Consider the following 13,238-nt stretch of genomic DNA (forward strand, 5'->3'; position numbering starts at 1 on the left):
TACATTGCAAATAAACTTATGTAACTTAGCTCAAAGTAAGCCCTAAATGCTTCTTCTTCTCATTTCACTCATCAAAATATATATAATTAAAAAAAATGCCATATAATTTTTATTTTTATAATACCTTTATATTGTTTTATAATGATATGCATTTATTATAAAACCATTATAACCTTAATATATATGTTCAGTATTTCATCTAAATATACCCATCCAAACGAATATATATTAACCAAATAAACTAAATATATTATTTGTCTTTTTAATAAAAATTAATAAGAATAACCAAGGTCAGAGTTTTGAATAAACTTGTTCAGTAAAACTATAGGCAAAGGATTGATTGTATGCTGACATTACTTGGTGTTGGCATGATTTTGTGCTTCATGTACTTGATCATGTCCAAACGTTTAAGCCCTATTATTGCTTTAATTCTCATCCCGTTTATTTTTTCTCTCATTGCTTGGGGCCTAGGTCATTACTTTGAAAGTTTAAGTCACATTGAACTTAAAGGTCTCAGTGAGATGATGCTGGATGGCATCAAAAAATTAGCGCCAACTGGCGTAATGCTTTTATTCGCAATTTTGTATTTTGCCTTAATGATCGATGCAGGTCTTTTCGACCCACCGGTTAAATGGATTTTGAAAAAAGTTAAAGGCGATCCTTTAAAAATTACTCTAGGAACTGTCTTTTTAACCACTCTCGTTTCTTTAGATGGTGATGGCTCAACCACTTATATGATCTGTGTGGCTGCAATGTTGCCACTTTATCAACGTCTAGGAATGAACACACTCATCATGACTGCGCTTATGCTGTTATGTAGTGGTGTAATGAACCTAACGCCATGGGGTGGTCCTACTGCTCGTGCTGCAAGTGCATTACAAGTTGATCCAAGCCATATTTTCGTACCAATGATCCTTCCAATGATCATTAGTATTGGTTGGTTATTCTTCTTGGCATATTTATATGGTCGTTATGAGCAAAAACGTTTAGGCGTGATCGAGCTTGAAAGTCATCATGGTGATAATATTACCGTGTCGAAAGACCCTGAAGCGACGCGTCCACATTTACGCAAAGTAAATATGGTACTTACTATTATTCTCATGATTGCATTAATCAAAGGCATTTTGCCAATGTCAGTGCTATTCATGCTAGCGTTCTGTATTGCAATGCTGATTAACTATCCAGATGTTGATATGCAGAAAAAGCGTATCGCAATGCATGCAGATAGTATTTTGGCTGTTGTAGGTTTAATTTTCGCTGCAGGTATTTTCACAGGGATTTTATCTGGTACAGGTATGGTTGAGGCGATGTCTAAAGAATTCGTCGCAATGATTCCTCCAAGCATGGGTCCATATCTTGCACCGATTACCGCTTTAGTCAGTATGCCTTTGACATTCTTTATGTCAAATGATGCATTCTTCTATGGTGTTTTACCAATTCTTGCTGAAGCGGCTTCACATTACGGTATTAGCCCAGAAGCTATTGCTCGTGCATCAATTGTAGGTCAACCAGTACACTTACTATCGCCTCTTGTTCCATCAACTTACTTGTTATGCGGTCTTGCTAAAGTTGACTTTGCAGATCATCAAAAGTTCACATTTAAATGGGCATTTATAACATGTATGGTTTTGATGGGCACTGCATTAGTGATTGGCGTTTTCCCGCTCTTTAGTACACTTTAATTATTCCCCTAAAAATAAAAGCCCCAAACGGGGCTTTTATTTTTATTTATTTATATACTCAATCATGGCGTCTAAGAATGCATGAAAGTGCAAGCTAATATCTTCTTCTAAAATTTTATAGGCATTATCAAATTGCACCATTGGCCAACCTTCTTTCCAAAATGGGAAGATGTCATGTAAGTCATGAGTAACTATTGCATCTTCTCGAACAATCGCTTGTGAAATTTGTGCCAAAACTTGCGCTGTTTCTGCACCATCAATAGCTAAATAATCAATACCACGCGCTTTTAAAATACGAATTCGATCTTTTTTATAGCGAATTTTTTTAGCTTGAGCTGCATTTAAACCTAGTGCAAGAGTAACTGCCTCTACAAACTTTTCTTCAAAATTTGTATTCAGTGCCACTAAAGCCTGTTTATGTGCTTCCTGACGTCCTGCTTTTCCCCCGTTACGGATGATCTCATTTGCTTCCGCATCTAGCTTATCTTTTTTCATCGACTGTAAAATGTCTAAAATTTCGATATCGCTTAAAGATTCAGGAGATTGCTCAAACATAGGAGTCTCTATACATACAACTAAAGGCGTATTCTCTCATAAAAGCGATACTAAAGCAGAGTAAAATTTTAAATAGCCCATTATCTTGACTATTTTTATAGTCCTAACTTCATAGACTACACTCATAAAATCAAATAATTCTTTGGTTATAATTTTAATTATTTGCCAAATTAATTTTACCCTGATAATATTATTTTACCCAGATAAAAATATATGGCTAAAATGAATACTAAAATCACCTATACTGCCTTCACTGGAAGCACGCTTATTGCGAGTGACTCCCTCATTGAACTTGCAAAAAAACTCAAAGATCTTCCGAAAACAACGGAAAATATTCTGATTTTTAATGATCAAACAGGTCAACAAATTGATCTTGATCTTTCTGGTTCGGAACAAGAATTTCATCAACGTTATGGTGAACCGGAAGAAATTAAAAAAGTTGGACGACCTAAACTCGGAGTAATTTCTCGTGAAATCACTTTACAGAAAAAACATTGGGATTGGTTAGATCAACAAAGTGCGAGTGCATCAGCAGTAATTCGTAAGTTAATTGATAAAGAGTTAAATAACCCAAATTCTGAAGGTAATATTATGCTCGCTAAACAAGCCATCGACCGTTTTATGTCTGCTATGTTGGGCAATATGCCAAATTACGAAGAAGCAACACGTGCCTTATATCAAGGTGATCGAGATATATTTTTAAAGATGATTCAGAGCTATCCCAAAGATTTAAGAGAATATTTAACTTTAAAAACTCAAAGTATTTTCTAAACCCAATAAAAAACCCGCTTACGCGGGTTTTTTCAAAATCAATTCAGTCTATTAAAGACGAACTAATTCCACAACTTTTTCAGCTGCCTCTTCAACGGTTTCAGCAGTAACTTCTGTATCTGTACCATCCACAGCCGTAGTAATAACTACAACACCCGTCTCACGCAATAAAGTAATTTGCTCAGCAGTTAAGTTGGCTTTTGCAATCGCAACTACACCTTGTTGGATCAATAAACTTTCTAAAACTTGAGCTTTCTCGATTAACTGTGCAGAAATCCCAATCACCGCTGGCTTTTGGCCCAAACGTGCAGCACGATCTTCAGCTGTTACAGGATTGCTATGTGCAGTCCATTCAACAGCAGCTTCAACCATACCAGCACCAACAGTTACGTTGCTTAAGCGGTCAATGAAAATGAATGAACCTGTATAACGAGAATCTTGATATTGATCAAATACAACTGGCGCATCGAACTCAACTACAACATCTGCAATTGCATTTAACTCAAGCTCTTCCACATGAGTATGTTCAAGTGTATTCACATTCACACGATAGTGAATGTTAGTCACTTTAGCAGGAACAGTCTGGGTACCTATCTTAACGTTGTATAACTTACCTTTCACGAGCGGATGTTCATTCATCCACACCACTGAAGCACGAACACTACGTGAAATTAACGGTTGCTCGCCAGCACGTACCAAAACGTTACCACGGCTAATATCAATTTCATCATTCAGGGTCAATGTAACCGCTTGACCCGCTACAGCCTGCTCAAGGTTTCCATCAAAAGTAACGATTTCTTTAACTGTTGAACGCTTACCTGATGGCAGTGCAACAATCTCATCACCAACATTGATTTCACCTAAAGCAACGGTACCCGCAAAACCACGGAAATCAAGATTTGGACGGTTTACATACTGAACAGGGAAACGGAATTCGTGTTTATTCGATTCACGACTGATTTCCACCGACTCAAGAATGCTCATCAAGGTTTGACCCTTGTACCACGGCGTATGAGCTGACGGATTTACAACGTTATCACCATTTAAAGCAGAGATTGGTACAAACTGAATATTGGCTGGACGACGATCACCTAATTGGCTTACGAAAGCATCATATTCAATCTGAATTTCAGTGAAACGCTCAGGTGAATATTCAACCAAGTCCATCTTATTGATTGCAACAACGATATTTTTAATACCAAGCAAACTCGCAATAAACGTATGACGACGAGTTTGAGTTTGTACACCATAGCGCGCATCGATCAGGATGATTGCCAAATCAGCAGTTGACGCACCTGTTGCCATGTTACGAGTATATTGCTCATGCCCTGGAGTATCCGCAATAATAAACTTACGCTTTTCTGTTGAGAAATAACGGTAAGCTACGTCAATGGTAATACCTTGTTCACGTTCTGCTTGAAGGCCATCTACTAGTAACGCCAAGTCTGGTGCATCACCCGTAGTTCCTACTTTTTTACTGTCACGCGTTACTGCTTGCAATTGATCTTCATAAATCAATTTTGAATCGTAGAGTAAACGTCCAATAAGCGTACTTTTACCATCGTCTACATTACCGCAAGTCAAAAAGCGTAGAAGGTCTTTTTGTTCATGTTGCTTTAAATAGGCCAAGATATCTTGACTGATTAATTCTGATTGATGAGACATTGCTCAAACTCCACAAATTTAGAAATTGTCTTAGAAATAGCCTTCTTGCTTTTTCTTTTCCATTGAGCCCGCTTCATCATGGTCAATCATACGACCTTGACGCTCAGAACTCGTGGCTAAAAGCATCTCTTGGATAATTTCAGGTAACGTATCTGCTTCAGACTCAACTGCACCAGTTAACGGGTAACAGCCAAGCGTACGGAAACGTACAGACTTCATCTGTGGAACTTCACCCTCTTTTAGACGCATACGCTCATCATCAACCATGATTAACGTACCGCTACGCTCTACTACGGGACGAACAGCAGAGAAATAAAGAGGAACGATTTGAATATTTTCTAAATAAATATATTGCCAGATATCTAACTCAGTCCAGTTAGATAAAGGGAATACACGAATACTTTCACCTTTGTTCACTTTACCATTGTAAAGATTCCAAAGTTCAGGGCGTTGGTTTTTCGGGTCCCAACGGTGTTTACTATCACGGAATGAATATACACGCTCTTTTGCACGTGATTTTTCTTCATCACGACGTGCACCACCAAAAGCAGCATCAAATTGATATTTATCCAAAGCCTGTTTTAAAGCTTGGGTTTTCATAATATCTGTATATTTTGAACTACCATGATCAAATGGGTTGATCCCAGCTTCACGGCCTTCTTTGTTCTGATGAACAATTAAGTCAAAACCATGAGTTTTTGCCATGTTATCGCGAAACGCGATCATGTCTTTAAATTTCCAACCCGTATCTACATGTAATAAAGGGAATGGAAGTTTAGCTGGATAAAATGCCTTCAATGCAAGATGAAGCATAACAGCCGAGTCTTTACCAATTGAGTAAAGCATGACTGGGTTTTCGAATTCTGCAGCAACTTCACGGATGATATGAATGCTTTCCGCTTCAAGCTGTTTGAGATGTGTGAGTCTTGATTCAGTCATGAACACGTCCTTCTCTATCCATTTTGCCCATAAAATCTAGAAGTAGTATTAAACCACCACCTAGAAGACCATGTGGAGGAACGAGTGCCATAACAACTCCAATTTTTCGTGATAGATAATCCAACCACAAGCCTTTATATGGCTTATAGCATTAGTTATGCATTATAGTGATTTAAAACCGATTCCTTTTGCTTGTTTTTTCATATTGATATTCGATTTAATCATATACATGTAATATGCTGATTCACTTGTATAACTTTGTAATCCTAGCTTGTGTAGTCAACTTAAGCAAATCATGTTCTAGTCTTTAGTTTTCTTTAAAAGCCATAAAAAAGAGAAGCATTAATCGCTTCTCTTTTCTAAAACATGATCTAATCTTAGAAACCAAACATTTTACGTTCTAATGGAATTTCAATACCAATAGATGCACCTGCATCATTACCCTCAAGATCCGAATCACTTACCCATCCATTAATTTTTAATGGAAGATCAGGTTTGATGAAATGTGTCCAAGTTAAATCAAGTGCTTTAATTTCATCATCTTTAGGGAATGCTTTATTGATTGCCAAGTTAGATTGGTTAACTTTAACCACCATAGCGCGACCGCTTAAACGGTTCATGACATCAAAGCGGATATCGCCCCCCACTGAGTACATTTGCCCATCACCGCCCATCGCGTGGCCTAACGGGAAACCATGTTGGTAATAGCCATCTTTATATGTTGAAGTATGAGCATAAGAGATACCTCTTACATCACCATTAGTACGCGTATCTGCCCACTCTGCATAAAGTTGGTACGGCATGTTATTGTAGCTAGATGAATAGTCCACACCAGCTAAGTACATTTTCTTAGAAGGTAAACCACCTGCTTCATCTTCACCTACATACTGTCCATATAAACTGACTGGAACTTGGAATAGCGGTTGCAGCAATAAACGACCATCAAAGCCAGCAATTTGGTTTGATGGATCTGGTTCGCCAGTTCCGCCATTATCTTTATTACCAACAAATGCATCCCATAACGAACTAAGACTTTCAGGACGGCCATCTCCACCCCACTGAATAGCACGCGATGCACCTAACTCGATATATGGTAATGGTTGTGCAGTTAAACGTAATCCAATTAATTTAGCATCAGGTACTGCTTTATAATCATCTAATTGACCAGCAAATGCTTGGTATTGCCAAGGCCCAATCCAAGACAACCATTTTGTCTCAAAAGCATTTTGCACAGCACGTTGTGCAGTTACCCCATAAACTGGTCGACTGGCATCACCGCGAATTAAGCTACCATCGTGTCCAGGCCCCCACCATGTCGGAATTTGACCTGCAACTACCCATTGATTCCAAAGTTTACCAGCGACATATGAACCTTCAACATTGACATCTTGCCCATTATCAATTTGTGGATCTTTTTCTGCATTTACTCGGATTTTAGCATCCCAGTTTTCACCGCCAGCATTAAACTCTAACGAACCTTGATATTGAGCTTTTTGGTTATCACCGAATGCTTGAGGAATATTTTTGATATCAGTTTCAGCAAAAGCACCCACTTTAACTGTATTGTTATCTGCTTTTAATGCATTAAGTACTGAATTAATAACTTTTTGTTGAGCTGGATGCGTCACTTTTGCTTGAGAAAGTGCTCTTTGAATTTCATCACCACTTAACGGCCAAGTTGAGGTGCTAATACTGATAACACCTTGTTGATTTAACCAGTTTAAGTCGGTACGTAAGTCTTCATTATTTAGCACTAAACCTTGTGCAAAAATAGCGGATGAAGCAGTTGCCAATATTGCAATCGAAAGTGTTTTTCTTAGAAACATGCCAGCCAATTCTCAAAGTTATTTATGAGCAACACCTTAAATTTTTTATCACAACTTTGCAATTGTTAAACTGTGCAATTACATTTTTTAACGCTATCTTAAGATTAGTATAAGTAGGTAAGTTTCTAGATATAAAAGGTAATAAAAAAGGCAGTATAAATACTGCCTTTTTGCATCTTAGAAGATTAACCTTCTTTACGGCGCATATGCGGGAATAAAATTACATCACGAATACTTGGTGCGTCAGCAAATAACATAACCAAACGGTCAATACCAATACCTTCACCTGCTGTTGGAGGTAAACCATATTCAAGTGCTTCAACAAACTCTGCATCGTAATGCATTGCTTCATCATCACCAGCGTCTTTTTCAGCAACTTGCGCTTGGAAACGCTCAGCTTGATCGATTGGGTCATTTAACTCGCTGAAGCCATTTGCTAACTCACGACCACCGATGAAGAATTCAAAACGATCTGTAACGTGTGGATTGTCATCATTACGGCGCGCCAATGGAGAAGTTTCCGCTGGGTAATCAGTAATAAATGTTGGCTGACGAAGTTTAGTTTCAACAGTTTCTTCAAATACGATTGTTTGAAGCTTACCTAAACCAAAACCTGGCTTAACCTCTTCTTTCAACTCTTCACGAATAAATTTTGCAAGAAACTCGCGATCACCTACATTTTCAGGTGTGAACTGCGGATTATTCTCTAAGATCGCATCGAACATAGAGATTTTTTTGAATGGTCCTTTGAAGCTAAACACTTCACCTTGGTAAGGAACATCAGTTGTACCTAGAATATCCAAAGCCAACTTTTCAAGCATATTTTCAGTCAATGCCATTAAGTCTTTATAATCAGCATATGCCTGATAAAACTCGATCATCGTGAATTCAGGGTTGTGACGTGTTGACACCCCTTCATTACGGAAGTTACGGTTAATTTCGAACACACGTTCAAAACCACCAACCACTAAACGCTTCAAATAAAGTTCAGGTGCAATACGTAAGAATAAAGGCATATCCAAAGCATTGTGATGTGTTTCGAATGGACGTGCAGAAGCACCACCTGGAATCACATGCATCATTGGCGTTTCAACTTCCATGAAACGTTCATTGTTTAAGAATGCTCGAATACCTGCAACAACTTTGGCACGGATTTCAAAAGTCTTACGTGTTTCTTCATTCACAATTAAGTCAAGGTAGCGTTTACGGTACTTAACTTCTGTGTCATTTAAGCCATGAAATTTATCTGGTAACGGACGAAGCGATTTTGTAAGAAGTTCAAAACCTTCAAGATGAACATATAAGTCACCTTTGCCTGAACGTCCGATATAACCTTCGGCAGCAATAATGTCACCGAGATCTAAACCTTTAATGGTTTCAAGAATATCTTTTGGTAAGCCTTTACGGTCAACATATAACTGAATACGACCTGTCATGTCTTGAATCACCATGAAAGAACCACGGTTTAACATGACACGGCCGGCCACTTTTACATAGACATGCTCAGCGCTTTCAATTTGTTCTTTCGACTGATCTTTAAATTGTTCTTGTAGATCAGCTGCGTAATGTTCACGCTTAAAAGTATTTGGCCAAGGACTCTTTCCAGTTTCCTTCGCAACATCTTGGATTTGCTTTAATTTGGCATGACGCTGTGCAATTAAATCGTTTTCGGAAATAGTTGGTTCAGAAGTCGATTGAGCGTTTTGTTGCGTCATCTCTGCCTCGATTAAGTAAAAATGAAGTGGCATAGCTTAACAGATTGCAGGAGTTTTTCGAATGATTTCAATCAAACAAAAATGAAAAAAGACAATTTATGGAAACGAGCCGTACTTTTTAAAGGCAAAATGACTTAGACCAATCGCTAAGATCATTTTTTAAAGCTTTTAGTAAAATATAAAAAAATCCAAATAACCTCGATATTCAAAGGCCCTATTTGCCTTGTATTTTATCAATGAGATTGTGTCGTAAATAATGAAAATTCTATTTTTACATGGCTTGGATTCTTCTCGTGAATCGACAAAGTTCCACGCCATTTTACATCCTGAAAAATTTTGTATTGACGTTGATTATCGTAACCTAAGTTATGCGTCTGTTGAGTACTTTTATCATCAGGCTATTCAGACGATTAAACCAGATTTACTGGTTGGTCACAGCCTTGGAGGATATTGGGCCTTAAAAACTGCCGCTCAACATAAATTAGCTGTGATTGTGGCAAATCCAAGTCTTACGCCTAGCTTTCGACCTGATTATCCTCAGCTTTCCGAAGAAGAACTTACCCTCTCTAATCCTAAAATGGCTTATTTAGAATTAGGAGATGAGCAACTTGATATGTATCAGGTTCAAGAAAAACTTGCGCCCTACATGAATATTGAAACGTTTGAAGGCGGACATCATCGTTTGGCCTATCCTTCTCGCCTCAATGATTTGATTATGAAAATTTATAAAAAATATTTGGCTTAAATTGATGCCGATTGCCTATTTTCCTTCTGCCAATTTCTTGATTACATCAAATCCTTGAACGAAGCCACTTTTCAACATACCCATGTATTCAGGTAAGGTGGCTAATTCGACTTTTAAAGTAGTTACACTATCGTGCTGGCTCAAAAAATATTTTTCTTGGGAACCACTCCAGCCTTTAACTTCTTCACTTTCTAAATCTTCCTTACCGTCCTTAATCATTCCTAAATGTTTAAAAATCAATATTTCCGGCTTTTTCAATTCTTCAATGGTGGAGACCATGCCATTGCCTTCACCATCTAGAAAATAAGTTTTACCACCGATTTGCCAATCGGTACGCATTGAAGAGTCTGGGGCAAAGAATTTTGTCCAAGCATTATATGTCTCGTTATTCCAAAGTAATTCCCATACTTTTTCTATAGGCGCCTCAATTTCTACTTCGTATACTAAATTTTCCATACTTAAGTTCCCTGATTTATTCCGTTCTTATACTGTCGAATTTTAATTTTCGCGTTTAATAATGACATCTGTTGAATCTTTATTTGTTGTTATTTAGCTTTCTTATTATATAAATCTTTTAAATGAGCAGACACTTTTTATTTCTCAATAATTTCACAAACAACATTAAGTTTAAAATTAACGTTAAGAATGTATTAGTTATTATTAGTTTATGCTCAAGTTTTGCCTAAAAAACCACTTATTTGTCCTAACCTGCCATTCATCTTTGCTTACGAATGATTAAACTCCGTTATTTGCTTTACATTAAATGTAGAACTGCGTAAAAATTTGATATCCGATCAAAGGCACATTGGTTATTATTGACCGGATCGTGGTTACATTATTAATAGATGGAATAGTTTTACTGAAAGGCAGCTTTGAGCAAACTTATCAGTGCGGAGAGTCTCATGAAAAAATATCAATGTATCGTTTGTGGATGGATTTACGATGAAGCAGAAGGTTGGCCACAAGACGGCATTGCAGCTGGAACAAAATGGGAAGATATCCCTGATGACTGGACTTGCCCTGATTGCGGCGTTTCAAAAGCTGACTTCGAAATGATCGAAATCTAATGATTTAAAGCAAAAGGCCATGATTGACATGGTCTTTTTTACGAATATTACCCATTACCGTATTAAATAAACAATTCTAACTCTGGAGAGAAAAATGCATCCTATCGTCATTATCGGATCAGGCATGGCGGGTTATACCTTAGCACGTGAGTTTCGTAAACTTAGCCCAGAGCAAGAACTTGTGATGATTTGTGCGGATGATGCAGTGAATTATGCAAAACCAACATTATCAAATGCATTTGCAGGTAAAAAAGCACCTGAACAGATTGCTTTAGGTGATGCTGCTAAAATGGGTACCCAACTCAATATGCGTATTGAGCCTTTCACTTTTGTAAAAGAAATTTTAGCTGAACGTCATGAGCTTGTTCTTGAGAAAGATGGGGTAACTTCGAATCAACCCTATTCAAAACTGATTTTAGCGGTTGGTGCTAACCCAATTCGTCTTGCAATTGCAGGCGATGGTAGCGATGACATTCATGTAGTGAACTCGCTGATTGATTACCGTGCTTTCCGTGAAAATCTAGCTCAACGTAAAGACAAACGTGTTGTTATTTTAGGTGCTGGCTTAATTGGTTGTGAATTCGCCAATGACTTACTTCACAGTGAATATGACATCACTGTCATTGATTTGGCACCTCAGCCATTAGGTCGCTTATTGCCAGGTCATATTGCTTCTGCATTCCAGCAAAATCTCGAAGAGGCTGGTGTTAAATTTGCTTTAGGCACAACCGTTGAAAAAGTCAGCAAAATTAATAATGGCGAAGATTATGCGATTACACTCGCAAACGGCCAAACTTTGGTAGCCGATATTGTTCTTTCAGCAATTGGTTTACAGCCAAATATTTCACTTGCTAAAAGTGCAGATATTCAAACAAGCCGTGGAATTATTACCAATAGTTTACTTGAAACAAATCAAGCCGATATTTATGCGATTGGCGATTGCGCTGAAGTAAATGGCACGCTACTTCCGTATGTAATGCCAATTATGCAGCAAGCTCGTGCTCTTGCAAAAACCCTCAGCGGACAACAAACTGCCGTGCACTACCCTGCTATGCCAGTTGCAGTAAAAACTCCTGCAGCTCCACTTACAGTGTTACCAGCTCCAGTGGATGTAGAAGTGAACTGGGAAACAGAAGAGTTCGACGATGGTATGCTTGCTAAAGCAATTGACAATGATGGAACATTGCGTGGTTTCGTATTGTTAGGTGCAACAGCAGGTAAACAACGCTTAACTTTAACAAAGCTTGTTCCAGATCTTATTCCAGCCCAAGCATAAGATTTGAATCAGGAATACTCTTTTGTGAGTATTCCTTTAAGGAATGGATAACATGAATAGTGCCTTACAGTTTAACGTTTCGCCGTATACATCTTTCATGCAAGAAACCAAAGTCAACTTAGGCAATGGTATTGAGCTACATGTAGAAGTAGGTGGAAAACCGGAACATCCAACCATTTTGCTGATTATGGGTCTTGGCGCTCAAATGCTTTTCTGGCCGGATTTCTTCTGTAAATCACTCATTGATCAAGGTTTTCGTGTTATTCGTTTTGATAACCGTGATATTGGCCTTTCTTCAAAAGTACGTCATGAAGGTAAACGGTTAAATACGGTTAAATTGATGGGTCGCTTTGCGCTGGGGTTAAGTAACCAAGGAGCGCCTTATACTCTGCATGATATGGCAGATGATGTATCAATGCTCATTGACCGCTTAGGCGTGACTAAAACACATGTCATTGGTGCATCAATGGGCGGGATGATCGCTCAAATTCTTGCAGCAAAATATCCTGAAAAGGTTGAGAAATTGGGGCTCATGTTTACCAGTAATAATCAGCCTTTTTTACCCCCTCCTTTTCCGAAACAGCTTTTGAGTTTAATTGGCAAACCTGAGTCACGTGACGAAGATGGTATTGTTAATCACAGTTTAAAATTATTTCAATTGATTGGTTCACCTGGTTACGTCAACCAGATTGAAGCAATGCAAACTGCACGCAAACTTTATCAACGTAGCTATTATCCTGCTGGTGTACTTCAACAGTTTTTAGCAATATTATGTACAGGCTCCTTACTTCAACTGGACCGTGAAATTAAGCAACCCGCGTTAGTCTTACATGGCTCTCGTGATCGTTTACTTCCACCTAGTCATGGTAAGGCTGTAGCAAAAGCAATTTCCGGTGCTAAGTTTGAATTAATTGATGGAATGGGGCATGATATCCCTGCACATTTTATTCCTCAGCTTAGCGGTTTATTTGCGCATCATTTTAAATCATCATACTAG

At 38.1% G+C, this 13,238-nt stretch carries 13 protein-coding genes; 6 read left to right on the plus strand and 7 right to left on the minus strand.

What is annotated here, in order from left to right; genetic code table 11:
- The first annotated feature begins 344 nt into the window (after positions 1 to 344).
- Complete coding sequence (locus AAC388_RS13325; protein ID WP_002117607.1) at positions 345 to 1,682, plus strand: CitMHS family transporter; 1,338 nt, start codon at positions 345 to 347, stop codon at positions 1,680 to 1,682.
- 42 nt (positions 1,683 to 1,724) lie between these two features.
- Here AAC388_RS13325 and AAC388_RS13330 read toward each other — a convergent pair whose 3' ends face one another.
- On the minus strand, positions 1,725 to 2,237 hold the full coding sequence (locus AAC388_RS13330) for a hypothetical protein (RefSeq protein WP_342370783.1): 513 nt from the start codon (positions 2,235 to 2,237) through the stop codon (positions 1,725 to 1,727).
- A gap of 213 nt (positions 2,238 to 2,450) precedes the next feature.
- Between AAC388_RS13330 and AAC388_RS13335 the strand changes: the two genes are divergently transcribed.
- Entirely contained in the window at positions 2,451 to 3,008 is a 558-nt protein-coding gene (locus AAC388_RS13335; protein ID WP_014206078.1) for a DUF2239 family protein, read from the plus strand.
- A gap of 51 nt (positions 3,009 to 3,059) precedes the next feature.
- Here AAC388_RS13335 and cysN read toward each other — a convergent pair whose 3' ends face one another.
- The 5 genes from cysN to lysS form a co-directional block, all read right to left on the minus strand.
- A complete protein-coding gene (cysN, locus tag AAC388_RS13340) occupies positions 3,060 to 4,673 on the minus strand; it encodes a sulfate adenylyltransferase subunit CysN (protein WP_005070603.1) in 1,614 nt (537 codons plus the stop codon).
- A gap of 30 nt (positions 4,674 to 4,703) precedes the next feature.
- Positions 4,704 to 5,612: a sulfate adenylyltransferase subunit CysD gene (gene cysD / locus AAC388_RS13345; protein WP_000140408.1), complete on the minus strand. Its 909-nt coding sequence runs from the start codon at positions 5,610 to 5,612 to the stop codon at positions 4,704 to 4,706.
- Positions 5,605 to 5,736 carry a hypothetical protein gene (locus AAC388_RS13350; protein WP_002117520.1) on the minus strand — a complete coding sequence of 44 codons (132 nt, stop codon included), beginning with the start codon at positions 5,734 to 5,736 and terminating at the stop codon, positions 5,605 to 5,607. Before AAC388_RS13350 ends, cysD begins: the two co-directional genes overlap by 8 nt.
- A gap of 253 nt (positions 5,737 to 5,989) precedes the next feature.
- Entirely contained in the window at positions 5,990 to 7,438 is a 1,449-nt protein-coding gene (locus AAC388_RS13355; protein WP_068614590.1) for a capsule assembly Wzi family protein, read from the minus strand.
- Positions 7,439 to 7,623: 185 nt separating this feature from the next.
- Positions 7,624 to 9,153: a lysine--tRNA ligase gene (gene lysS, locus AAC388_RS13360; RefSeq protein WP_002117806.1), complete on the minus strand. Its 1,530-nt coding sequence runs from the start codon at positions 9,151 to 9,153 to the stop codon at positions 7,624 to 7,626.
- A gap of 256 nt (positions 9,154 to 9,409) precedes the next feature.
- On the opposite strand from lysS, the gene AAC388_RS13365 reads away from it, so the two are divergent.
- On the plus strand, positions 9,410 to 9,898 hold the full coding sequence (locus AAC388_RS13365) for a YqiA/YcfP family alpha/beta fold hydrolase (protein ID WP_032004148.1): 489 nt from the start codon (positions 9,410 to 9,412) through the stop codon (positions 9,896 to 9,898).
- A gap of 15 nt (positions 9,899 to 9,913) precedes the next feature.
- Here AAC388_RS13365 and AAC388_RS13370 read toward each other — a convergent pair whose 3' ends face one another.
- A complete protein-coding gene (locus AAC388_RS13370; protein ID WP_005070606.1) occupies positions 9,914 to 10,354 on the minus strand; it encodes an SRPBCC domain-containing protein in 441 nt (146 codons plus the stop codon).
- Between the two features lie 446 nt (positions 10,355 to 10,800).
- Between AAC388_RS13370 and rubA the strand changes: the two genes are divergently transcribed.
- The 3 genes from rubA (at position 10,801) to estB (ending at position 13,238) form a co-directional block, all read left to right on the plus strand.
- Positions 10,801 to 10,965 carry a rubredoxin RubA gene (gene rubA / locus AAC388_RS13375; protein ID WP_000760495.1) on the plus strand — a complete coding sequence of 55 codons (165 nt, stop codon included), beginning with the start codon at positions 10,801 to 10,803 and terminating at the stop codon, positions 10,963 to 10,965.
- A gap of 94 nt (positions 10,966 to 11,059) precedes the next feature.
- On the plus strand, positions 11,060 to 12,241 hold the full coding sequence (gene rubB, locus AAC388_RS13380; protein ID WP_057068522.1) for a rubredoxin reductase RubB: 1,182 nt from the start codon (positions 11,060 to 11,062) through the stop codon (positions 12,239 to 12,241).
- A gap of 52 nt (positions 12,242 to 12,293) precedes the next feature.
- Complete coding sequence (gene estB, locus AAC388_RS13385) at positions 12,294 to 13,238, plus strand: esterase EstB (RefSeq protein ID WP_016141902.1); 945 nt, start codon at positions 12,294 to 12,296, stop codon at positions 13,236 to 13,238.

It is taken from the genome of Acinetobacter sp. D009 (assembly GCF_038562025.1).
GTDB classification, from domain to species: Bacteria; Pseudomonadota; Gammaproteobacteria; order Pseudomonadales; family Moraxellaceae; genus Acinetobacter; species Acinetobacter pittii.